Raw genomic sequence first — 23,981 nt, 5'->3', positions numbered from 1 at the left:
CTGACACGCGGCTGTTTAAAAAACCATGTCAGAACTGACATACTCAATTGTCAAAGATAAACGGTTGTTGCAAGATGAAACAGGAATCTAAATAGTTGCTTCTGTTTATATTTTTAATTTTTGGAAAGAGCGGGGAAGGGAGAGGATTGACCCGAATGACATTAGCTGCATTCGGGTCGGGTGTGGCTTTACTGGAATTTTTTGATCATGTCGCGCACATTGGTTTTGGCATCAATCACGGTCATAAAGGTATAAGCCCCAATAAATTTACGGCTAATAAACATAAACTCTTTCGGCGGAACACTGAAATAACGTGAAGCCATGGATTTAGAGGCCTGTTGCATCACCCGGCTATGCAGCTGGCTTTTTTTCCAGTCATAACGATGCTGATCATCCATCACACCGGCTGGTAAATCCGGGTTGTTTTCAGGACTGCTAAAGGCTTCGGTGGCCAGTAAAAAGACTTTGGCCATATCCGGCTTAATACTTTGTGGAATGGAGTCAAAAAACTCATAACCGGTCATGGCTTTCACCATCATCTCCGCGTCATGCTGATAGCCGGCCTGAATCAGGTTACGTGCGACCGAGAGCAGGTTGTCATCAAACTGGCGAATGGCACCGAAATCCAGCAGCACAATTTTATCCTGTACATCTGCGCCATTGCCCAGACGTACTAGATAGTTACCGAAGTTTGGGTCGGTCTGCATTTCGCCCCATTCAAAAATTTCCCGCACTGCCACTTCTAAAGAGGCTTCACCAAGCAGGTTACGACGTTCTTGTGGTAAAGACAGCATCACCGGACTGTTGATTGGTACGCCACGTTCAAAGGTCATGCACAGCACCTGATCGGTACAGTAATCTTCAATAATGGTTGGAACGATATAGCGCGGGTCCTGCTTTAAACGCTCGGCAAAACGGCGTGTGGTGGCTGCCTCAATCCGATAATTGACCTCGCGGTGCATCATTTCGCGGACTTCATCAAACCACTGATCAAATTCGCGGGTTTGCGGCACCATGCGGGTCAGTTTCAGCATGTTTTTAAACAGACTCATATCCGAATCAATGGCATCGGCCACACCCGGATACTGGATTTTTAATACCAGTTCCATACCATCAGATTTACGGGTGGCGCGGTGTACCTGAGCCAAAGAGGCGGTACCTAAAGGCTCATGGTCAATGGTGAGATCATTAAGTTTGGAACCTAACTGGTCCTGTAACTGGGTTTTAATCGCAGGCCAGGCCAGGGCAACAGTCTGGTTATTCAGGGTATTCAGGGCTTGGGTGATTTCTTCAGGCAGGAAATGTTCGCCGTAAAGCGCCATCATCTGGCCAATTTTAACGATAGAGCCTTTCAGTTTGCCAATTTCTGCGACCAGATAATCGGCCTGTTCTTTCATGGCTTTTTTGCGTTTCTTTTCTTTTTCTTCTTCACTGGAAAAGATTGAACCGGCGCTGGAGGCGGCCCAACGTGTCCCGGCCAGCAACGATGCCTTCGCGATCGATAAGCGTCGATCCATAGAGGAAGTTTTCAATTGTTTAAGCTTATCGTTCTGATCTGACATGTAAATTTAATCCTTCAATCAGCAATTCGCAGAAAGGTCATAGTTTAACGAATATTAACGGGTCTTAACGTATTAAAAAAGTTCAAGTTGCTGAATGTCGAGTTAAGTTTTGCATTCTCTATGAAATAGCCTAAGCAAAATCTATAAAGATGCAATTTCGCTCACTCACATCCGGAATTTAATCTTGAGGGTACTTTTTTGTTGCAGCATCGGCTTGTTTTCATCAATGTATTTTAAAATCAGGCTTTGTACCGATTCATGCAGAAAACCATGCGCATAGCCTTTGACAATAATAATGCTGGGCAGGTTAAAGAACAGATATTTGGCATCATCCAAAGTCGCGTCCTGAAAAATGCCGCGTTCCACCAGCATCTGCTGTAAAAACTGTTTTTCCTGCAAGACACGCGGTGAATCGTTGTCATTCCAGTAGTTTTGACGCATGGCCAGCAGGTTATTGTGTTTGTAACTCATATCAACAGGTTCACGGGAGTCTCATAGTCAATATAAGGTCTATTTTTGCAGATTCAATCGCAAAATGGCAGGAAATTGTGAAGATCTGGAAATTCTATCCTGTTCATCGCTATAGGTTTTTTGCTTGAAGTTCAGTAATATGCTTTACATAAATTAAAACAAAGATGATCGCTGTGTTTGGCAGCAAGGGGAATATGATGCGTTTAGCATTCATCGGGGGAATGGCCTGGGCGCTGCTGGCGGGTTCGGCCTATGCGCAGGAAAGTTATTCAAAACAGTATATTCAATGTAGCAATCATGCTTATGGGCAAACATCGGTCTTGCAAAAATGTGTCAATAAAGAACTGAAACAGCAGCAAAAACGCTTAAAGAAAAGCTATAAGTCTTACTATCGGGCCAGTGGGGCACATCAGGCCAATATTGCCCAGCAACATGCGCTGTGGGAGCAGCGTTTAAAGCAGCAATGCTATCGGGGCATGAACGGTGATGTTGCCAAATTGCAGCAATCGCGTTGTACGCTGGCACAGGTGATTGATCAGGCCAATTATTATCAGAGCAAATTTATTGCCCGTTAATCGTGTACTTACCATTTCAGGGCTTTATTCCAAATCTGGCTAAGGCCGTGAAAGTTGAGATCAATTTATCAGATTGAAATCCGGCTTTTACGCACAGAGACATTATAAAAGCGCACAAAACAAGGTATCATAAGGCGTTTTAAAAAATTGACTCTGGAGAGACCTTAGGTGGATCGACCGACTATTAGCCCTGAACATTTGCAGGAAGCCGCTGAAACATTAGTCACCATTCGTGATTTTATCCGTTTTGGTGTAACAGCATTACGTCAATATGATGCACATCTAGGTCAAGGTACAGAAGATTATTTTGCTGAAAGTTCCGCGTTGGTATTACAAACCCTGTCGCTGGACTGGAATGCCGATGCAGAAATTCTGGATGCCAAATTACTGCCGAGCGAAAAGCAGGAATTTTTAAGTCTGCTGGAGCGTCGTATTAATGAACGCACGCCAACCTCTTATCTGCTCAATCTGGCCTATTTCTATGGCAAACCGTTTTATGTCGATGAGCGTGTATTGATTCCACGTTCACCAATTGCTGAACTTATCGAAAACCGTTTTGCGCCATATTGTCTGGATGAAAATGGCCAGATGGGCGAAGCCAATAATAACTTGCCGGCCAATCCAAATCCGCAAATGCCACGTCGTATTCTGGATATGTGTACCGGTTCAGGCTGTATCGCAATTGCATTGGCTTATGCTTTCCCGGATGCGGAAGTGGATGCGACCGATATTTCTAAAGATGCTTTAGAAGTTGCGGCCATTAACACCGAACATCACAACATGCAGTATCAGGTGGCGCTGCTTGAATCGGATTTATTCTCTAAAATTCCAGCAGAAAATCAGTATGATCTGATTGTGTCGAATCCACCGTATGTCGATGCCGAAGACATGGCCGATCTGCCAGATGAATTCCGTCATGAGCCAGAGCTGGCGTTGGCTGCCGGTCAGGATGGTCTGGACTTGGTGCGTAAAATGCTGGCCCAAGCGGCAGACTATTTAACCGAAGATGGCCTGATTGTGATTGAAGTCGGTAACTCTGAATGGGCCATGAAACAGAACTTTAATACCGTCGATTTCCACTGGTTACAATTCCAGAAAGGTGGTTCAGGCATTTTTGCCCTAACCGCAGCACAGTGCCGTCAATACCGCGATTTATTCATTCAATCTGTTAATTCATAAAGGAGTCGTTGCACATGGCAGGTAATAGTATTGGACAACTCTTCCGTGTCACGACTTGTGGTGAATCGCATGGTGTAGGCCTGATGGCCATTGTTGATGGTGTACCGCCGGGCCTGGAACTGACAGAAGCCGATTTACAGCACGATTTGGACCGCCGTAAGCCGGGGACTTCCAAATTTGCAACCCAGCGTAAAGAGCCAGATCAGGTTGAAATTATTTCTGGGGTATTTGAGGGTAAAACCACCGGTACACCAATTGGCTTGCTGATTCGCAATACCGACCAGAAATCCAAGGATTATGGCAACATTGCCCAGACTTTCCGTCCGGGTCATGCCGACTATACTTATACGCAAAAGTACGGTTTCCGTGATTATCGTGGTGGTGGTCGTTCCAGTGCCCGTGAAACTGCGATGCGTGTAGCTGCCGGTGCGATTGCCAAAAAATATTTGGCAGAAAAATTCGGGATTCTGATTCGTGGTCATGTGACCCAAATTGGTACAGAAAAAGCGGAAAAGCTGGACTGGAATGAAGTGCCGAATAACCCGTTTTTCTGTGGCGATGCCGATGCTGTGCCACGTTTTGAAGCGTTGGTGACTTCATTACGTGAACAAGGCACCAGCTGTGGCGCCAAACTGGAAATTCTGGCCGAAAAAGTGCCTGTAGGCTGGGGCGAGCCGGTATTTGACCGTTTAGATGCCGATATTGCCCATGCCATGATGTCGATTAACGCGGTTAAAGGCGTAGAAATTGGCGATGGTTTTGCCGTGGCGGAACAGTTCGGTCATGAAACCCGTGATGAACTGACCACACAAGGCTTCCTGGCCAATCATGCTGGCGGTATTTTGGGTGGTATTTCCAGTGGTCAAACCATTCGTGTGGCGATTGCGCTTAAACCAACGGCGTCTATTACCACACCGGGTAAAACCATTACCATTGACCGTGAAGATACCGATGTACTGACCAAAGGCCGTCACGATCCATGTGTGGGTGTGCGTGCTGCACCAATTGCGGAAGCGATGCTGGCGATTGTGCTGATGGATCATTTCTTACGTCACCGTGCACAAAATGCCGATGTGGTGGCGCCATTTGCGCCGATTGAGCCTTAATTATCCCAGATTAAAGAAGCCGGACTGAATGTCCGGCTTTTTTTATGGCGATAGGTTGTATCCGTTTGAAATTTCATAAGAAAATACCACGATTAATGAGATAAATACAGAAGTTGATTGAGCTTGAATCTAAATATTGGTTGCTTTATCACCACCTTAAATTAAGCATCCATATAGACATCAATTCAGATATAAATAAAAAGCGGGGTTGGATAAAAATAGATTTTAATTTTTAAAAGAGATCGGGCTGATCTTTTTTAAAGGATGTGGGAAATCATCTTGTGATGAAATTGTGCTGATCCCATTTTGTATCAGAATGGATCTCCCAGAAATTAAAAAGCTCCCCGAAGGGAGCTTGTTTCATCAAGAAAAGAACCAGGTGTAATAGCCCCAGATCATTAATGGCCAGGCCACAAATGGACTAAACAGCCATTTCCACAGCCAGAAACGTGGGACAAAACCAACACCATGGATAAATCCGCCGGAAATGCCAATCATGATGTACATCATGGCACTGTGGCTATAATTGCCATCGGCATCCAACATGGCAGCTGGATGAAGTAATAACACGGCTGCCAATGGAAAGGCCAATAAGCAAGAAATGACCATCGCAAGTTTATTCGGTTTTTTTTCGATTACTGGAGTTTCCATTACAACCTCTGTCATGACTTATTCCTCATCCAGGTCTTGATGATGCTCGATATAGAGCGCACTCAGTACACCTGCAAAACAGGCCATCAAAATACCGAGAATCCAAGCAAAATACCACATAATCTTTACTCCTTTAGAGCATAGCCTTAGTACAGGCTATGCGAATTCTCTTTGATGTGTTTGTTGGTAATCACGCCCCACATCTTGTAGTAACACCAAGTGGTGTACAGCAAAATGATTGGCACAAAGATACAGGCTGCAACGGTCATTACCGTTAAGGTATTTTGACTAGATACCGCATCCCACATGGTTAAGCTAGATACAGGATCTATGCTCGATGGCATCAGGAATGGGAACAGGGCAAAACCTGCAGTCAGAATCGCACCTGTTACTGCCAGTGCAGAACCAGTGAAGCTTAAACCTGCTTTACCTTTAGAGGCTGCCAGAATCACAATGATACCGCCTAGAATACCCATAATTGGCGCAATCATGGTGATCGGGTAAGCCGAGTAGTTGTTCATCCAGCCCGGGTTGGCATTGGTCATCACTTCTTTGGCTAACGGGTTTGCAACGCTACCGGTGTCATATGGTGTAACCAGGGTATAACCTTGGATGCCACCGAAGTATAACCATGCACCTGCCAGCAGGAAGCAGACCAGGAACACGATACCGCTGATTTTGGTGGCTTTAGCAGAACGCTCGCGTAAAGCACCATCGGTACGTAACATTAACCATGCACCACCATGCGCACACAGCATGGCCAGACTCACGATACCGCAGACCAAAGCAAACGGGTTAAGCAGGGCAAAGAAGCTGCCGGTGTAGTTGGATCGTACAGTCTCATCCAGTTCAAAAGGTACACCCAAGAACATGTTACCGAACGCTACGCCAAATACCAGCGCAGGTACTGCACCACCGATACATAGACCCCAGTCCCAGGCAGTACGCCATTTAGTGTTTTCCAGCTTGGAGCGGTAGTCAAAGCCGACCGGACGCAGGAATAGCGCAAACAGGACTAAAAGCAGCGCCCAGTACATGCCCGAGAAGGCAGTTGCATACACCATTGGCCATGCAGCAAATAGTGCACCACCAGCAGTAATGAACCAGACCTGGTTACCGTCCCAGTGTGGGGCAATCGTATTGATTGCCGCACGACGTTCTTCATCATTTTTTCCAACGAATGGCATGATCGCCATAGAGCCCATATCGAAACCATCGGTGAGGGCGAAACCGATGAGCAGTACGCCCACCAGTACCCACCAGATGATTTTGAGTAATTCATATTCGATCATGCTTGAGTCTCCTCAGATGCTTTTTTGGCAGCTTCCAATTTTTCGAAATGGTATTTGCCGGTATGTAACGAGCTTGGACCAAGACGAGAGAATTTAATCATCAGGTACATTTCAATGATCAGCAGTACGGTATAGAACGATGCTAATGCAATGATTGAACCCCATACATCGCCAGTACTTAAGCTAGATGCAGAGAGATATGTTGGTAGAACTTCACCAATAGTCCAAGGTTGACGACCTACTTCAGCCACATACCAGCCAGTTTGCGCAGCAATCCATGGCAATGGTAGGGCAATCAGGGCGAATTTTAATAACCAAGGTTTGTTTTCTGCATTACGTTTTGCTACAGCCAGTGTTGCCAGAACGAACAGGAGTAGCATTAAGAAGCCAGAAGCCACCATGGCACGGAAGGCCCAGAACAAGCTTGGAACGTGTGGAATAGTGTCTGCTGCAGCAAGTTTGATTTGCTCATCAGTCGCATCTACCACGTTAGGTGTATATTTTTTCAGTAACAGGCCATAACCCAGGTCTTTTTGAGATTCATCAAATGCCGCTTTGAGTTCTGGTGAGGTGTCACCTGCACGCAGTTGTTCAAGTTGCTGATAAGCCACCATACCGTTACGGATACGCACTTCATGCTGGGCAATCAGGTCTTTGATCCCGGTCACTTCTTCAGTGGTTGAACGTGTGGCAATCAGACCCATCACATACGGAATTTTAATCGCATAATCGGTAGTCTGAGTTTCCTGATTTGGAATACCAAACAGGGTAAATGCAGCCGGTGCCGGGTGAGTTTCCCATTCTGCTTCAATCGCAGCCAGTTTGGTTTTTTGGACATCGCCCAGTTCATAACCAGACTCATCACCTAGTAAGATTACAGACAGGGTAGATGCCAGACCGAAGATAGCCGCAATCGCGAAAGAACGACGCGCAAATGGCAGGTCACGTTTTTTCAGCAGGTAGTAGCTCGAAATCGCCAGAACGAAAATCGCACCTGTAACATAACCGGCAGAAACAGTATGGACGAATTTAACCTGTGCCACCGGGTTGAAAATCAGCGCACCGAAATCAATCATTTCCATACGCATGGTTTCATAGTTAAACGCAGAACCAACCGGGTTTTGCATCCAGCCGTTAGCCACCAGAATCCACAGCGCCGACATGTTTGAGCCCAAGGCCACCAGCCAGGTTACACACAAGTGTTGTACCTTGGACAGACGATCCCAGCCGAAGAAGAACAGACCAATAAAGGTCGATTCAAGGAAGAAAGCCATCAAGCCTTCAATGGCCAGCGGAGCACCAAAAATATCACCCACGTAGTGCGAGTAATACGCCCAGTTTGTACCGAATTGGAACTCCATGGTCAGGCCGGTAGTTACCCCTAAAGCAAAGTTAATACCGAACAGTTTTCCCCAGAATTTGGTCATGTCCTTATAAATTTCTTTGCCGGAAATCACATAGGTGGTTTCCATAATGGCCAGAATAAAAGCAAGACCAAGTGTCAGTGGAACAAAAATAAAATGATACATCGCGGTCATTGCGAACTGGAACCGCGAGAGATCGACCACGCTTTCAGAAATCATCAACGTGTCTCCTTGATTTGGGAAGGATTGCTGGCAATACGCTCAGCAACTTGAGAGTCAAAATTTTCAGGAATGGTAGGGGCATCGAACCAGATATTTTTAATCGCCATTAAAATAACAACCTTAATTATTAAAATGGCTGCTATTTCTCGGGTTACGCGACGGTTCAAATCTTTCGGGACTAAGCTCATAGAAACAAGCCTGTTTTTTAAACTGTGTCTTATATTATTAAACAAAATAATACAAAAAATAAATAGCCTGCACAGTTAAAATAAAAATATATTGTTTATGTATTAAAATACAATAACTTATAAAAAGTTTTTTTAATTTTTAATCAAAAAAATTCCAGTTAAAAACCTGACTAAAATGCTTGTATTTATAGTAATTATTATTCTGACTAAAATGGTGCGAATTAAAATTTAATTCTGACTAAAATAGTTATATTTGAAAATTTTGACGATTTTATTAAAAATTCCAGCTTTTAATTTTTAACTTTTATTCAATAGTTGGGTGTCAAAAAATGGCTGTAAGGCTTGAGGTGTAAGCATTTGCGTGGAAAACAATCAAGCACCAAAATGAAGCAATTTGTAGCAAATATGCACAATGAAGTGCGATAAAAGTGCAATAAGCAGCGACACGGAAAATTTCTTTTTTAGTCTTCAACGTGGAGGGCAGAGTGAACAATCACAACGAACAACCACAGCGATGGTCATAATGTGCAGAACAGCTGATCTTGAGGCCAAGAGAAAGTGAATCGAGCAGCTTAAACGGAAAGAACGAACGTACACGGCAAGGAAGAAGGGAAAGCTGCGAGATACATGGCGTTGTAGCTTTATCTTGGACAAAGTAAGGATGTGTATCTGACTCGTGGCTGAAAGATGAGCGAGCTTAAATCAGCTGCTACTTTCGCCATAGAACAGATTGTTCGAGGCGGAAATTTTCTTGGCAATGTAATAGGATTTTTTTTGCCGGATTAAAATCACTTGCGCCTGAAATTCTAGTTCACCAAATTCCGGTTCGACCTGCACGTAATGCAGCTGGCCGTATTCATCACGAACCCGGGCCTGAGCCGAAAAACCGGGACGGGCATTGCCACTGGAAATGGTGGCCAGTCGGCCCAGCAAATTGACATGCTGAATGGTTTTTTGCGGTTTAATCACCTGATCCAGACAGTGAATCATAAACACGGTAAAAAACAGGGCAATGATAAGCGCCGGTAAAATCAGATAGTACGATGGAACAAAACTTTGCTGCTGCGAATAGAGCGCAAACTGCAGGAAATAGCCTGCAACACTAAAATTCAGGAGCAGAAACACGAAAATTAGCAGTTTGGAGAATTTGACATTGAGTAAGGGAGAGTCTAGCAGCCGCTGCGGAAAGAGCTGCTTGAATATCGCGCTGGGCTTGAGATTAAAATAATGCCCCACAATTTCCGCCAGGCTGAGCAAGACAAGCGCAATCAGACTTAAATGAAAAGGAATTAAGTCGATGTCTAATACAAACTCAAGCATGGCGTAACCTGCAGATGGGGCTTAAAATTATTCTGTTAAGTAAATTCCGCCATCAGAATGCACGGTAATCTCTACTTTTTCAAGTGCTTGACCTTGGCATGGGCCAGAAATACATTCCCCGGTTTCAACCACAAACAGCGCACCGTGGGTCGAACATTCAATAAATTCCTGATCCCGGTCTAAAAACTGGTTTTCCAGAAATTCAAGCTCGACCTGCAAATGCGGGCACAGGTTCTGATAGGCATAGAACATGCCATCGCGTTGGGTAATAAAAATGGTATCGCCATCTGGAAGCTCGAACGAGCGTGCTTCGCGTTCAGGGATATCTTCGGTCATGCAGATTTTATGCATTAGGCACATTCCTTGTTATAGCTCTGAAGAAGGGTTGCGTACTGTTCAACCTCTAGACGTGGACCAAATTGTGACACCACTTCACTGGAAATTAAAATGGCCAGCTCGGCAGCGGCTTTAAAGCCAAGGTTGGCATTCAAGGCATACAGGAATGCACCGGCAAAGGCATCACCCGCACCATTGGCATCAATGGCATGCACCTGACGGCCTGCAACGCTAAAGGTATGTTGACCATCAAAAATCATTGCGCCTTGTGCGCTCATTGTAATGACAACGTATTTGCTTTTTTGCTTCAGCTGTTCCAAAGCGGCTTCTGCCGTTTCGGTGCCGGTATACATCATGGCCTCCTGCTGGTTACAGAACAGCAGGTCCACGCCATCATCGAGTAATTCATCTAAACCTTGACGCGCATATTGCACCATTGCCGGGTCAGATAAGGTTAAGGCAATTTGGGTCTGGTGAGCTTTGGCAATTTCGCGCGCCTGTTTTACCGCCTGACGTGCGCTGTCCGAAGTCGATAAATAACCTTCGATATACAGCCATTTCGCGGTTTTTAAGGGTTCAAAGTCAATTTGCGCATCGGTGAGTTCTGCGGTAATACCTAAATAGGTATGCATGGTACGTTCAGAATCCGGGCTGACTAATACCATACAGGTTCCGGTTACGCCTTCACTGACCGATTTTGTGGTGGTGCGAATGCCCGCATCATTCAGGCCGTTCAGGTAAATTTCACCCAAGTTATCATTGCCCACGCGGCAGGCATAAAAGGCAGAACCGCCCAATGCGCTAAAGGCAACTGTTGTATTTGCAGCCGAACCGCCTGAAGCTTGACCTTTATAGCTTTGCGTTTGCTGTAAGTTGTTGTATAAATTTGCTTGGGTTTCGCCATCGGTCAGCTGCATGGTGCCTTTTTGCAAATTTTGTTGAGTAAGGAAGTCATCAGAGACTTGAAATTCCTGGTCAATGAGTGCATTACCAATTGCAAAGAGGTCAACAGTTGCCATGTCGTTCAATCACATCAAAAAATAAATGCTAAGTTTACACCAATGCTCAGGATTGCTGTAGATTTGTGAATAAAATTCATTTTTTAGACGGTTTTATTCATTGAGGAAAGTTAGTAAAGCAGATCAGGATAGTGAAATGAATATCGAGATAAAAGAAGCGCAAGGATTACCAGAGCAAATTGTAGAGCTTGAGAAACAGGCATCGAAAGAGGGTTTTGCTTTTGTACAGCGTTTAATTGATGAGTATCAGAGTGCCAAGAATCGTTTCGATCAGCCTGGGGAGTTTTTACTTTTTGCTTATGATCAGGACAAGCTGATTGCCTGTGGTGGCCTGAACCAGCAGTGGAATGATCAGGAAGTGGAACAGGGAATTGGCCGGGTGCGCCGTTTCTATGTATTGCCTGAATATCGTAAACATGGCGTGGGCAAGCTGTTATTGCAATACTTAGAGAAAAAGGCGCGTCCTCATTTTTCGGCCCTATGTCTGGATACCGAAACCAAATCTGCGGCGCATTTTTACCAGAAGCAGAATTATGTCTATGTCGAAAACCATCCGAATTATAATTATTTTAAATATCTGGTTTAAACGGCAGTATGAGCTTCGGACTGGGGTTTGAAAATTGCCTGGGTTGCAAATTTCTATAATTTTAGTCGGGATTTAAGCGTGAATTATATCAAGAACTAAAGCTATAATGGCTTTAGTTTTTTTATTTTGATGATTAGGAGATCGCATGACTGTAGATGTCACTGAAACCATTTCTCAAACCGTTCATCCTGCGTTTCAGTTGGTACGTCAACACCATGTTGAAGCCTTAGACATTTTAGTGTCTGAATATAAGCATCGGGTTACCGGTGCGGTGCATTATCATTTGGCCACCAATCATGATGAAAATGTATTTCTGGTGGCATTTCGTACCCAGCCTATGGATTCCAAGGGCGAAGCGCATATTCTGGAACATACTGCACTGTGTGGCTCTGAAAAATTCCCGGTACGTGACCCGTTTTTCCTGATGATTCGCCGTTCATTAAACACCTTTATGAACGCCTTTACTGCAGCTGACTGGACAGCCTATCCATTTGCCACCCAAAACCAGAAAGATTTCCAGAACCTGCTGGAGGTGTATCTGGATGCAGCCTTTGCAGCCAACCTGAATCCACTGGATTTTGCCCAGGAAGGGATTCGTATCGAGCTGGAAAATGGTGAGCCTGTATATAAAGGCGTGGTCTTTAATGAAATGAAAGGCGCGATGAGTTCGCCTTCAGATCAGTTGTATCACCAATTGGCGCATCATTTGTTCCCGGAAACCACCTACCATTACAATTCCGGTGGTGACCCTAAAGATATTCCGGACTTAACTTACCAAGAGTTAGTGGATTTCTATAAATCCCATTATCACCCAAGTAATGCGGTATTTATGACTTTTGGTAATCAGTCAGCGTATGACTTGCAAGAACAGTTCCAGAGCTTGGCTTTAGCCAAGTTTGAACAGGGCGAAACCCTGTATTCAAAACCTGAGCGCCGTTTGGCTGCGCCAGTGACCGTAACTGAAAGCTATGCGGTCGATGCTGAAGATTTAAAAGACAAAACTTACCATGTTCTAAGCTGGTTATTGCCAGAAGCCAGTGATATTAAACTGCGTTTGGGCATGCGTCTGGTCGAAGGTGTGTTACTGGAAAACTCGGCTTCACCACTGCGTCATTATTTAGAAACCTGTGGTTATGCGCAATCAACCGGGCCATTTATGGGCGTGGATGATTCCAACTTTGAAATGACTTTCTTCTGTGCCATTCAAGGTTCTAATCCTGAGCATGCAGCAACCTTTAAAGAGGGCGTCTTCAAGGTACTGCAAGAAGTGGCGTCTAAACCGGTCGACAGCGATACCGTCAATGCCATTTTACACCAGATCGAGCTGCATCAGCGTGAAATTAACGGCGATGGTATGCCATACGGTTTAAGCCTGATTCTAAACGGCTTGAGCAGCGCGATTCACCATAGTGATCCGGTGCATGTCTGGGATGTTGACAGTGCCATTGAACAGGTTAAAGAAGAACTGAAAGATCCAATGTGGCTGTCTCAGTTGATTCAGCAGCACTTGATTGATAATCCGCATCGCGTCCAAATGACCCTGGTCCCAGATGCCAGCAAATCAGCCAAAGATGCCGAAGCTGAAAAAGCCCGTCTGGCTGAAATTGGTGCGCAGCTGACCGAAGCACAAAAAGCAGAAATTATCGCCCAGACCGAAGCGCTAAAAGTGCATCAGGATACCCCGGATGATTTAAACCTGCTGCCAAAAGTCGGCCTCGAAGATGTGCCGGCAGAATTGCAAATTGTACAGGGGCAGCTACGTGAGATTATCTGCAACCGCATTGATACACCATTAAACCTGTATCATGCCGGTACCAACGGTATTTATTACCAGCAGGTCTTGGTGCGTATTCCCGATGAGATCGTGAAATCGCCTTATTTTAATCTGCTGTCGATTTTAATGGGTGAAGTCGGTGCCGGTGAATATGATTATCTGGAACTGCAACAGCTGCAAACTGCAGTGAGTGGCGGTCTGGGTATGGGGGCATCCTTACGCTCTAAGGTCGATGACAAAAACCGGATTAGTGCCTGGCTGACCTTAACCACCAAATCACTGGTGAATAATTTTGATGCCATCCGCCTGCTAAAAATTGCCTTTGAGCAACTGCGTTTTGATGAAAAAGACCGGATTATCGAGCTATTACAGCAACGTAAAACGCGCTGGCAGTCACGGGTATCGGGTGCAGGACATAGCTATGCCATGCAGGCCGCTTCACGTAACCACAGTGCTTTAGCGCTGCGTGACTATCACAATACTGGTCTGGGTGCATTGAACTGGTTAAGCGAGCTGGTCAGCAAAATTGAACAGGATGATGCTGCTTTTGATGCGCTGATGGATGAGCTTAAGCTGATTCACAGTATGTTGCTGCAAGCGCCAAAACAGTTCCTGCTGGTCTGTGAAGAGCCACAATCAGACCGTTTGATTGAAGAAATCCAGACCGTGTGGGACAAGCTGGCAATTGAACCGCACGAGGCAGCTTTAACTCAAGTGCCTGTTGAAAATAACAATGCAGATGAAGCCTGGCTGATTCAGGCCAATGTACAGTTCTGTGCGGCAGCGTATCCTGCGGTGGAAGTATCGCATCCAGATGCAGCACCATTGATGGTCTTGGCGGCGTATTTGCGCAATGGCTTCCTGCACAGTGCCATCCGTGAAAAAGGCGGCGCCTATGGTGGCGGTGCCAGCTATGATGGCAATGCCTGCTCGTTCCGTTTCTATAGCTACCGTGACCCGCGTCTGGCTGAAACCTTTAAGGATTTTGACGCCAGTGTGGACTGGTTGCTGAATACCGAGCAGTTACCGCATCAGCTGGAAGAAGCCATTCTAGGTTTGATTGCCAGCATGGATAAACCAGGCTCTCCAGCCGGTGAAGCAATTACCGCATGTTATGCCTTACTGCATGCGCGCACCCCGGCCTTTAGAACCAAACTGCGTGAGCGTTTACTGGCGGTTACTTTAGATGATCTGAAACGTGTGGCCGACGTTTATTTACGTCAGCAAACCCCGGTGAAATCGGTGGTGGCACCGGTGGCGAAACGTGAAGCGCTGCAGGAGCTGGGTTTCCAGATCAAACAAGTCAATTAAAAAAACAATAGAGGAAGTTCTATGGCGTTCAATCCTGTTGAGCGCACAAGCTGGTCGCTGAGTGTTACTGCACTCAGCGCTTTGTTTGTGACACATGTACAGGCGCTGGAAGCAACGGTGGTCACCATTCCGCCGACACCGGAGGCCTGTGTGGCGCTGGAGTCCAATGGCGAGCGTTTAGCCTGTTATGATGCTTTATTCAAGTTGCCGGAAGCAGAAAAGGCTGATCTGGTTTCCGAGCGTCAGGCGGCGCAGCAATTGGCCCCTCCACCAGAAACCGTTAAAGAAAAAATTGTGGCCGGGGTGAACAACCTGTTTTCGCTGGAAGGCTCACATATTGATCCGAATGTGTCGTTACTGGATAAACGCTGGGAACTGGCACCCGAAAGCAAGCTGGGCACCTGGAATATCCGGGCTTATCAACCGGTGTATCTGATGCCGGGCTTCTGGACCTCCGATAAAAACGAACGTCCATCCAGTCCCAATGAAAACAATACCGTTACTGAAGCACAGCAGCAGAACCTGACATCAACCGAAGCCAAATTTCAGTTGTCACTAAAAACCAAAGCGGTTGAAAACCTGTTGGGCGATAATGGCGATCTCTGGCTCGGTTATACCCAGTCCTCACGCTGGCAGGTTTATAATGGTGAAGAATCACGTCCGTTTCGTGAAACCAATTATGAACCTGAAGCCAGTTTAATGTTCAGAACTAATTATGAGATTCTGGGCTTGAATGGGCGCTTGTTAGGCCTGACCTTGAACCATCAGTCCAATGGCCGTTCCGATCCGCTGTCACGGAGCTGGAACCGGGTCATTTTGAATCTGGGCTTTGAAAAGAACAATTTTGCGCTGATGTTGCGTCCGTGGTATCGCATTGAAGAAGACCGCAGTGATGACAACAACCCGGATATTAAAAACTATATTGGCCGTGGCGATATGCTGGCATTCTACCGCTGGAAAGATCATGATTTCTCGCTGATGTTACGGCATAGCCTAAAAGGTGGAGATGATGCGCATGGCGCTGCCCAGTTTGACTGGGTATTCCCGATTAGCGGCAAATTAAGAGGGCATTTCCAGCTGTTTGATGGCTATGGAGAAAGCCTGATTGATTATAACCACCGCGCGACCTATGTCGGCCTAGGTGTATCGTTAATGAACTGGTTCTAAATGCATGCACCCGCAAAAAGCCACTGTAGACAGTGGCTTTTTTAATTTCAGTTGATAACGGAACTCGCGCATCAACCAATCTGAATATCGGTGGTGGGATGTTGCAGGCGGCTGCGTTTAGGCGTGGCAATTAAATAGGCTAAGGTCAGTGGGCCTAAACGGCCGGCAAACATCAGCAGCATTAAGGCCACCAGACTTAAGGGTTGTAATTCCCCGGTAATCCCGCGAGATAAACCCACGGTACAGGCCGCAGAAACCGCCTCAAACAGCAAGTCCATAAACTCATGTTCAGGTTCCAGCAGCAACAGGCTGAAAATCCCGGCAAAGACTAAAAATGCAGTAATTGACACCACAGCCAAGGCTTTAAAGGTGGTTTTTTCCGGTACCGAATAATGAAACACCCGCACTTCATCGGCGCGTCGTAAAAAGCTGATCACGCTTAATACCACAATAATAAAGGTGCCGACTTTAATGCCACCGGCGGTACTTAAAGAGCCTCCGCCAATAAACATTAGGAACATGGTCAGTAAATTGGAAGCATCACTCATGCTGGCAATATCCAGACTGTTAAAGCCGGAAGAACGGGGTACGGTAGCATGGAACCAGGCATTCCAGGCCTGATCGGTCAGGCTCATGGCGGCCAGCGTCGCAGGATTGCTGGCTTCGAGCAGCCAGATGGTGATAAAAGCAAACAGGTTTAAACCCAGAATAGTGGAAAGGATCAGCTTGCTGTTGGCGCTGAGTTTATGCCAGCGCTGGGTTTTTTTAATGTCCATCAGCACCACAAAGCCCACACCGCCAATAATGTAAAGCATGCTGATGGTAAAGGTAATCAGGTACTGGTCGGCAAAGCTCATTAAACTGTTGGGAAATAATGAAAATCCGCCATTATTGAAAGCCGAGACACTGTAAAAGGCGGCATAGAAAAAGGCTTCCAGAAAATCATAATCCTGCAGCCAGGCCAGGGTCAGAATAAAGGTGCCGATGCCTTCAAAAAACAGTGAATAGAGTAATACGCCTTTAATGGTAAAGCCCACCGTCGCCAGACTGGTCTGACCAATGGTTTCCTGGGCCATCATCTGCTGTTTTAAGCCAATTTTCGGTGACAGGCTCATGGCGGCCAGAATTGCGAACGTCATAAAGCCCAGCCCGCCACATTGCAGCAACAGCATAATCACAATCTGGCCAAATACGGTATAGGCCTCGCCGACATTGACCACCGACAAGCCGGTAATGGTCACCGCAGAGGTGGCAGTAAATAAAGCCTGTAACCAGCTCAGGTCCCCCTCATGGGCAAAGGGCAGTTTAAGTAGCAAGGTCCCAATCACAATAAAGCTTAAAAATCCCAGTGCGAGCAGACTCGGCGGGCTTAAATTGACCGTGGTTGCTGTGCTGGGCTTCGCCGTATTTTTATAGGCAGTCTTATTCTTCGTCATGTGGTTCATGGCTATTTAAAATGCTTGGATAAGCGTTTCAGCTGTTCAACCTGGCCTTCAAGCACCAGAATATCGCCTTGCTGCATAATTAACTGCGGATCGAGGCTGAACTGAATCTCGCTGCCGCGTTTATGCAGCAGGGTTTTCACTTCTGGCGCATGACCGATAAACTCATGATAGCGCGTACCGTTTAAGGCTTCAGTGACTTCCACTTTGACAATAAAGTGGTCATCTTCCAGCGCCATATAGCGGCTGACCATCGGATAACTCAGTGACTGGGCAATGCGGACACCCATATCTTCTTCCGGATGAATAATTTTGCTGACCTGCAGATGGGTCAGAATCATGTGGTGGGCTTTGGACTTGGCTTTGACATAAATTTTTTCCAGCCCCATATTTTTCAGATGCAGCACACATAAAATACTGGCTTCAATATCTTCACCAATGGCCACCACCACCGCATCACAGTTCTGAATATTCAGCTCCTGTAGCACGTGTTCGTCGGTAGCATCGGCAATCACGGCGTGGGTAATTTCCTCGGCAATATTTTCCACATATTTTTTATTAATATCGATGCCAATCACATCATGTTTCAGGCTGACCAGTTGCGTGGCAACGGTGGCACCAAAACTGCCTAAGCCAATGACTGCAAATTGCGCCATAGTGTGTTCCTAATTACATTTTTATGGTTAGCGTGAATATAAATTTATTTTAAAGATCAGGTGGATATTTACATCATTTTTCTTAGGGTGTTTGTGTAAACCAATAAAAAAACCGCCAGCAAATGGCGGTTTTTTAAACTGGATTTTATTTCAGGAAGCGCTGATAACCTAAGTTATTGCTAATTTCCGCATATGGATAGCTAATGCTTTCCAGGGTTTCAATCAGCCCGTCCGGGTTCTGTTTGGCATCGCTGGCTTCCAGACCAACCAGCACACGGCCTTCGGCGGCGCCGTGGTTACGGTAATGGAACAGGGTGATGTTATGGGTCGGGCCTAAACGCTCCAGGAAGGTCAGCAGGGCGCCTGGACGCTCCGGAAATTCCACCCGGAACAGACGTTCATTTTCAATATCGGCATGACCGCCAATTAAATAGCGGATGTGCAGCTTAGCCACTTCATCATCAGACAGATCATCAACATCATATTGCACTTTCAAGGCTTCAAAGATGTCATGACGTTCTTTTTCACCGCCTTTCAAGCTAATGCCGACAAAGACCTGTGCGGCCGATGCATCACTGGCACGATAGTTAAACTCGGTAATATTACGGCCTTGCAGGGCGCGGCAGAAGTTCAGGAAGGAACCTTTCTGCTCTGGAATGGTGACTGCAAAAATCGCTTCTTTGCGTTCGCCCAGTTCAGTACGCTCGGCGATATAACGCAGGCGGTCAAAGTTCATGTTCGCGCCGCAAACAATCGACACGATATTTTTACCAATCAGCTCATGCTGCTCGACATATTTTTTGATGCCGGCCAGCGCCATAGCACCTGATGGTTCTACAATGCTGCGGTTTTCATCAAAAGTATCTTTAATTGCAGCGCAGATTTCATCGGTATTCACCAGCACCACATCCGGTTCGACAATCGGGCCAGAGTTATCTGATTTTTGCAGACGAATCACATCAAAGGGTTTTTCACCAATCTGTGCCACGGCGGTCCCATCGGCAAATAGACCGACCGAAGGCAGAACAATACGTTCACCAGCTTCTAAGGCTGCTTTCAGACAGGCTGATTCATCATATTCCACTGGAATGACTTTGACATGCGGAGCGACATCACCCAAGTACGCTGCTACACCGGCAATCAGGCCACCGCCACCTACGGCAACAAAGACATAATCGACATCGCGCCATTGACGTAAAATTTCATTGGCGATGGTGCCTTGGCCGGCCATCACTAGTTCATCATCATAAGGTGGAATGAAGGTCATGCCATCATCCTGGGCACGCTGAATGGCATATTTGTTGGCTACATCAAACGAATCGCCGTGTAGTACTACTTCGCCACCTAAACGTTTTACCGCCTGTACTTTAATATCTGGCGTGGTTTTAGGCATCACGATAATGGCACGAATCCCCAGTTTTTTTCCTGAAAGAGCCACGCCTTGAGCATGGTTGCCGGCTGAAGCTGTGATCACGCCACGTTCTAACTGCGCTTTAGGTAGTTGGCTAATACGGTTATAGGCACCGCGTAGTTTGAAAGAAAAGACCGGTTGTAAATCTTCCCGCTTGAAGCGGATGTTGTTATTCAGTCGTTCACTAATTCGTGGCGCTGCTTCGAGTGGGGTTTCGATTGCAACATCGTAGACTGTTGCTTGTAAAATTTGTCGAACCAAACGAGACAGCATGTTAATCTTCCATCTAACAGTTTAAAATAGGGGTTTATTGTAACAAACCCCTGTACATTTGGGCTGTAAAATCAGCATCAAATGTCAAAAAATAGTTGAGCGAAGTCATGAGTCTGTATGCAACCCAAGATGAGAAGAAACAAGCTGCGGCAAAAGCAGCCTTAAAACATTTGCCTAAAGGCGGGATTCTGGGTGTAGGCACAGGCAGTACCGTCAATTTCCTCATCGATTTATTGCCAGAATTGCAACTGGAAGCGGCTGTGGCCAGTTCTGAAGCAACGGCAGAGCGCCTGAAAAAGCTGGGCATTGAGGTCGTGGATATGAACAGCGTGGGCGGTTTAGATGCCTATGTCGATGGTGCAGATGAAATTGACCGTCATATGCACATGATTAAAGGTGGCGGTGCGGCGTTAACCCGTGAAAAAATTGTCGCGTCGATTGCGAAAAAATTTGTTTGTATCGTTGATGATTCAAAATGGGTTGAACAGTTGGGCCGTGAATTCCCGCTACCGGTTGAAGTAATTCCAATGGCACGTTCTGCCGTGGCACGCAAGCTGGTCGCACTTGGGGGTGATCCGGCGTACCGTGAAGGTGTGGTAACCGATAACGGCAATGTGATTTTAGATGTTTATAACCTGAACATCCTGAACGCACTGGAACTGGAAAAAACCATCAATGACATTCCGGGTGTGGTGTGTAACGGTATTTTTGCTTTAAACAAAGCTGATATTGCCATTGTTGCAACCAATAACGGTATTGAAGAGCGTACTGCAATTTAAACTTAACAGCTTTAAGAGTTAATCTCCCCAAGCCCCTCTTTAAAAAAGAGGGGCTTTTCTCCCTCCTTGATTAACGGAGGGCCGGGGAGGACTCTCTAAAAAGAACAATAATGACATTATCCGACCTTCCTGAAATTCAAATCACCCGTAATGTTCGTGCGACGCGACTGCGTTTACGTGTCGATGGTCAGCAGATTAAAGTCACGGCGCCTGTTTTTTGTAGCAATCGTCAAATCCAGAAATTTATTGCCGATGCCGAAAGCTGGCTGTTAAAAACCTGGCAAGCGCAACAGGCCCAGTTGCAGCGGGTTGATCAGAGCCTGCCTGCTGAATTACAACTGTTTAATCTCAATACGCCTATTCAGATTGGTTATCAGAGCCAGAAACAGAATTTTATCTGGGATGAATCGGCTTTACAGCTGTGGATTAGTGATCGACATCCTGAAGCTTATTTAAAAACTTTTATTATTGCCTATGCCAAGCAGCATTTGCCGCTGTATTTAGAACAGTTAAGTCTGGATACTGGGCTGAACTTTAACGGCTGTAATATCCGCCAGCCGAAAACCCGTTGGGGCAGTTGCTCGGCCCGCCACGATATTATGCTGAATAGTGCGCTGGTATTAATGCCAGAAGCGATTTGTCGTTATGTCTGTGTGCATGAGTTGGCGCATACCCGCCATTTTGATCATAGCCCGCGCTTTTGGGCAGAGGTGGCGCGGCATGATCCTGAGTTTCAGCAGCATCGACAATTTTTAAAACGCTTTCAGTTGCCGTATTGGTGGTTGGGGTGAGGGTGCCGGATCATCCTTGTTGAACTCACCCATTCCTCGTTCATTTTCTTGAAAAATCAGTACTCTGGTCGATCCAATAGATACATAAGACAAAAAACCATCAATACCGAGTAAAAAGGTTTAGAAAGCACAAACTTCCTGTCATACTACTGCTTTATTGAACATAGCACACTTGATTGAGGTATGAACGTGATTTCAGTAGGTATTGTCGGCGGTACAGGTTATACAGGCGTTGAACTTTTACGTCTTTTACTACGACATCCAGAGGTACAGGTCACTGTATTAACCTCACGTACTGAAGCTGGTCGCCGTGTCGATGATATGTTCCCAAGTCTGCGTGGTCATACCGATTTATGCTATTCAGATTTAAATATTGAAGATTTAAAACAGTGTGATGTGGTGTTCTTTGCCACGCCGCACGGTGTTGCCATGAAACACGCGGCCGATCTGGTTGCGGCCAATACCAAAGTCATTGATCTGGCGGCAGATTTCCGTTTACAGGATTTGGCCCAATTCGAAAAATGGTACGGCATGGAACATGCGTGTCCGGACATTCTTAAAGATTCAGTCTATGGTTTATCTGAACTGAACCGTGAGCAGATTAAAACAGCACAGGTGATTGGCAACCCGGGCTGTTATCCAACTACCGTGCAATTAGGTTTGGCGCCATTATTAAAATCTACTGAAACCTTGATTAAACCTAAAAGCATTATTATTGATGCCAAATCAGGCGTATCTGGTGCCGGCCGTAAAGCCAGCCTGGGCATGATTTACTCTGAAAATGCCGATAACTTCAAGGCTTATGGGGTGGCAGGTCACCGTCATCATCCGGAAATTGTGGAAGCATTGGAAAATATTTCTGGTCAAAAAGATGTGTTTAACCACATTGTGTTTGTACCGCATTTAGTGCCGATGATTCGTGGCATGCTCAGCACCATGTATATTGACCTGACCGATGCAGGGGATGCGACAGATGTACAGGCGCTATATGAACAGTTTTATGCGCAAGAGCAGTTTGTAGATGTAATGCCAGCAGGCAGCTCACCTGAAACGCGTTCAGTACGCGGCGCGAACCAGTTACGTATTGCGCTGTACAAGCCGCAACCGAAGAAACTGGTGGTGCTGGTGGCGCAGGACAATCTGGTGAAAGGTGCAGCAGGTCAGGCAGTACAAAACATGAACCTGATGTTTGGCTTTGCAGAGCAGGCTGGCCTCGAGGTGATTGGTCTATTACCATAAGAAACGCTTTTCGACTTCACACACATTTAGATTTCGATTTAAATGTGTGGTTTGAATGCAATCAAAACAAGAGATGACGATGCAGAATACGGATACCAATACCACGTCACAACCGACGCCACCGAAAAAACCTTTTATGCAAAGCAATTTACCTCTCGTACTCGGTGCAGCTGTATTAATGTTAGGCAGCGGCTTTTTGGGCTATTCGGTGGGGCATCGTCAGGGTTTGACTGTGGTCGGTTATGATGCCGATGCAGAGCAGCTGGTTGAAGTCGTACAGGAACAGAAAGTTCGTCTGGAAAGCCTGAATAAAACCCTGAATGCAGCGGTTCAGGAGCGTGATGTAGCGGTCAGCAATGCCAATGACCTGTATGCGGCCCTGAATCAGGCACGTAATGATAAAATCCAGGCCGATGGCATGGGCAATTTATACCGTGAAGTGCTGCGTAATCGGGGTGGTTTAAGTCTGACCATCCAGAATATTGGGATTAAACCTTTACCCGATAATGCCTATGAATATCAGCTCGATCTGGTGCAAATCAGCCCGAATAAGCGCCGTGCTTCAGGCAATGTTGAACTGCGTCTGATTCAGGGCACCGAGGTGCTGGTGGTGCCCATGGAAGACAATAATTTCAATTTTGATAATTATGAGCGCCTAACCGGCCGCTGGACCATGCCAAAAGGCTTTAGTCCGCAATTTATTGAAGTGCGTTTAACTGGTAGTACCCCTGTGACCAAGCGATTCAGCTGGGCACGTGGAAAAGCCACGGAAGCGCCTTCTGCCTTTATCTCTGAAATACCGCAAGCAGAAGCCACTGCGCAATAACTGTGAAATAAATCTCTTATGCGAAGTAACAAACGACCAATTTGTTTAAACGAAATCAAACAGTCTTTTCAGCAGTCTGGCATGGTGGACTGGCATTTTAATCCGCGTTTAAGTACGGATGAGCCGAATGAGCATGAGGACGGAGACATTGCCGTACAGACGGCGCCGCCTGAATTAAAGCGTCCACCACTATACGCTGTCGTTTTATTGAACGATGACTATACCCCAATGGACTTTGTAATTGAAATTTTACAACAATACTTTGCAATGAATCTTGACCAAGCGACTCAAGTAATGCTAACTGTACATTACGAAGGAAAAGGTATTGCAGGGGTTTATCCGCGAGACATCGCAGAGACCAAAGCAAACCAAGTCAATAATTACGCTCGATCTCAAGGTCATCCATTACTTTGTCAGATTGAGCCTAAAAACTAAGGGGGT

24 protein-coding genes are annotated in these 23,981 nt (G+C 46.0%); 11 read left to right on the top strand and 13 right to left on the bottom strand.

Translation table 11 applies throughout. The features are described 5' to 3' along the window. Nucleotides 1–188 precede the first annotated feature (188 nt). Nucleotides 189–1,562 carry an AarF/ABC1/UbiB kinase family protein gene (locus FTU86_RS02590; RefSeq protein ID WP_005177645.1) on the bottom strand — a complete coding sequence of 458 codons (1,374 nt, stop codon included), beginning with the start codon at nt 1,560–1,562 and terminating at the stop codon, nt 189–191. A gap of 165 nt (nt 1,563–1,727) precedes the next feature. Then, nucleotides 1,728–2,033, bottom strand: coding sequence for a hypothetical protein (locus FTU86_RS02585; protein WP_180036318.1), 306 nt, complete (start codon nt 2,031–2,033; stop codon nt 1,728–1,730). 197 nt (nt 2,034–2,230) lie between these two features. Between FTU86_RS02585 and FTU86_RS02580 the strand changes: the two genes are divergently transcribed. The 3 genes from FTU86_RS02580 to aroC all read left to right on the top strand — a co-directional run bounded on the left by FTU86_RS02580 (nt 2,231) and on the right by aroC (nt 4,893). Further along, complete coding sequence (locus FTU86_RS02580) at nt 2,231–2,608, top strand: lysozyme inhibitor LprI family protein (RefSeq protein ID WP_034597667.1); 378 nt, start codon at nt 2,231–2,233, stop codon at nt 2,606–2,608. A 168-nt stretch (nt 2,609–2,776) separates the two neighbouring features. After that, nucleotides 2,777–3,787 (top strand): 50S ribosomal protein L3 N(5)-glutamine methyltransferase, encoded by a 1,011-nt coding sequence (prmB, locus tag FTU86_RS02575; protein ID WP_045795711.1) that lies wholly within the window; start codon nt 2,777–2,779, stop codon nt 3,785–3,787. Nucleotides 3,788–3,801: 14 nt separating this feature from the next. Further along, nucleotides 3,802–4,893 carry a chorismate synthase gene (aroC, locus tag FTU86_RS02570; protein ID WP_016658184.1) on the top strand — a complete coding sequence of 364 codons (1,092 nt, stop codon included), beginning with the start codon at nt 3,802–3,804 and terminating at the stop codon, nt 4,891–4,893. Between the two features lie 363 nt (nt 4,894–5,256). On the opposite strand, the gene FTU86_RS02565 is transcribed toward aroC, so the two are convergent. From FTU86_RS02565 to FTU86_RS02530, 8 genes are all read right to left on the bottom strand, one after another. Further along, the gene (locus FTU86_RS02565; RefSeq protein WP_005177656.1) at nt 5,257–5,559 is read right to left on the bottom strand and encodes a cyd operon YbgE family protein; all 303 of its coding nucleotides are present in this window, start codon (nt 5,557–5,559) and stop codon (nt 5,257–5,259) included. A gap of 3 nt (nt 5,560–5,562) precedes the next feature. Continuing rightward, entirely contained in the window at nt 5,563–5,664 is a 102-nt protein-coding gene (gene cydX / locus FTU86_RS02560; RefSeq protein ID WP_002120988.1) for a cytochrome bd-I oxidase subunit CydX, read from the bottom strand. 26 nt (nt 5,665–5,690) lie between these two features. Beyond that, the gene (gene cydB, locus FTU86_RS02555) at nt 5,691–6,836 is read right to left on the bottom strand and encodes a cytochrome d ubiquinol oxidase subunit II (RefSeq protein WP_160241340.1); all 1,146 of its coding nucleotides are present in this window, start codon (nt 6,834–6,836) and stop codon (nt 5,691–5,693) included. Next, nucleotides 6,833–8,419: a cytochrome ubiquinol oxidase subunit I gene (locus FTU86_RS02550; protein ID WP_005177660.1), complete on the bottom strand. Its 1,587-nt coding sequence runs from the start codon at nt 8,417–8,419 to the stop codon at nt 6,833–6,835. The genes cydB and FTU86_RS02550 overlap by 4 nt, the downstream gene beginning before the upstream one ends. Continuing rightward, nucleotides 8,419–8,610, bottom strand: coding sequence for a cytochrome oxidase putative small subunit CydP (gene cydP / locus FTU86_RS02545; protein WP_005177663.1), 192 nt, complete (start codon nt 8,608–8,610; stop codon nt 8,419–8,421). The genes FTU86_RS02550 and cydP overlap by 1 nt, the downstream gene beginning before the upstream one ends. A 702-nt stretch (nt 8,611–9,312) precedes the next feature. After that, nucleotides 9,313–9,930 (bottom strand): OB-fold-containig protein, encoded by a 618-nt coding sequence (locus tag FTU86_RS02540; RefSeq protein ID WP_104489428.1) that lies wholly within the window; start codon nt 9,928–9,930, stop codon nt 9,313–9,315. 27 nt (nt 9,931–9,957) lie between these two features. Further along, complete coding sequence (locus tag FTU86_RS02535) at nt 9,958–10,266, bottom strand: Rieske (2Fe-2S) protein (RefSeq protein ID WP_171065079.1); 309 nt, start codon at nt 10,264–10,266, stop codon at nt 9,958–9,960. Nucleotides 10,267–10,280: 14 nt separating this feature from the next. Continuing rightward, complete coding sequence (locus FTU86_RS02530; RefSeq protein ID WP_160241339.1) at nt 10,281–11,285, bottom strand: adenosine kinase; 1,005 nt, start codon at nt 11,283–11,285, stop codon at nt 10,281–10,283. A gap of 136 nt (nt 11,286–11,421) precedes the next feature. On the opposite strand from FTU86_RS02530, the gene FTU86_RS02525 reads away from it, so the two are divergent. From FTU86_RS02525 to FTU86_RS02515, 3 genes are all read left to right on the top strand, one after another. Further along, nucleotides 11,422–11,871, top strand: a complete 450-nt coding sequence (locus tag FTU86_RS02525; RefSeq protein WP_005177673.1) for a GNAT family N-acetyltransferase — start codon at nt 11,422–11,424, stop codon at nt 11,869–11,871. A gap of 145 nt (nt 11,872–12,016) precedes the next feature. After that, entirely contained in the window at nt 12,017–14,956 is a 2,940-nt protein-coding gene (locus tag FTU86_RS02520; RefSeq protein WP_180048345.1) for an insulinase family protein, read from the top strand. Nucleotides 14,957–14,977: 21 nt separating this feature from the next. Further along, a complete protein-coding gene (locus FTU86_RS02515; protein ID WP_160241337.1) occupies nt 14,978–16,123 on the top strand; it encodes a phospholipase A in 1,146 nt (381 codons plus the stop codon). Nucleotides 16,124–16,194: 71 nt separating this feature from the next. Here FTU86_RS02515 and FTU86_RS02510 read toward each other — a convergent pair whose 3' ends face one another. The 3 genes from FTU86_RS02510 to ilvA all read right to left on the bottom strand — a co-directional run bounded on the left by FTU86_RS02510 (nt 16,195) and on the right by ilvA (nt 19,905). Continuing rightward, nucleotides 16,195–17,559, bottom strand: a complete 1,365-nt coding sequence (locus tag FTU86_RS02510; RefSeq protein WP_180036319.1) for a TrkH family potassium uptake protein — start codon at nt 17,557–17,559, stop codon at nt 16,195–16,197. 11 nt (nt 17,560–17,570) lie between these two features. Further along, complete coding sequence (locus FTU86_RS02505) at nt 17,571–18,221, bottom strand: TrkA family potassium uptake protein (protein ID WP_005177682.1); 651 nt, start codon at nt 18,219–18,221, stop codon at nt 17,571–17,573. 145 nt (nt 18,222–18,366) lie between these two features. After that, nucleotides 18,367–19,905, bottom strand: coding sequence for a threonine ammonia-lyase, biosynthetic (gene ilvA / locus FTU86_RS02500; RefSeq protein WP_005177685.1), 1,539 nt, complete (start codon nt 19,903–19,905; stop codon nt 18,367–18,369). 107 nt (nt 19,906–20,012) lie between these two features. Between ilvA and rpiA the strand changes: the two genes are divergently transcribed. The 5 genes from rpiA (at nt 20,013) to clpS (ending at nt 23,975) form a co-directional block, all read left to right on the top strand. Next, complete coding sequence (rpiA, locus tag FTU86_RS02495; RefSeq protein WP_005177689.1) at nt 20,013–20,684, top strand: ribose-5-phosphate isomerase RpiA; 672 nt, start codon at nt 20,013–20,015, stop codon at nt 20,682–20,684. A gap of 110 nt (nt 20,685–20,794) precedes the next feature. Continuing rightward, complete coding sequence (locus tag FTU86_RS02490; protein WP_160241336.1) at nt 20,795–21,475, top strand: M48 family metallopeptidase; 681 nt, start codon at nt 20,795–20,797, stop codon at nt 21,473–21,475. A 183-nt stretch (nt 21,476–21,658) separates the two neighbouring features. Further along, nucleotides 21,659–22,714: an N-acetyl-gamma-glutamyl-phosphate reductase gene (gene argC / locus FTU86_RS02485; protein ID WP_171502408.1), complete on the top strand. Its 1,056-nt coding sequence runs from the start codon at nt 21,659–21,661 to the stop codon at nt 22,712–22,714. A gap of 79 nt (nt 22,715–22,793) precedes the next feature. Next, nucleotides 22,794–23,540 carry a DUF6776 family protein gene (locus FTU86_RS02480; RefSeq protein ID WP_005177701.1) on the top strand — a complete coding sequence of 249 codons (747 nt, stop codon included), beginning with the start codon at nt 22,794–22,796 and terminating at the stop codon, nt 23,538–23,540. A gap of 18 nt (nt 23,541–23,558) precedes the next feature. Further along, entirely contained in the window at nt 23,559–23,975 is a 417-nt protein-coding gene (gene clpS, locus FTU86_RS02475; protein WP_035363010.1) for an ATP-dependent Clp protease adapter ClpS, read from the top strand. Nucleotides 23,976–23,981 lie beyond the last annotated feature (6 nt).

Source organism: Acinetobacter sp. YH12155 (genome assembly GCF_013418255.1).
Lineage (GTDB): Bacteria > Pseudomonadota > Gammaproteobacteria > Pseudomonadales > Moraxellaceae > Acinetobacter > Acinetobacter indicus.
This window is presented reverse-complemented; position numbering and strand designations above follow the sequence as displayed.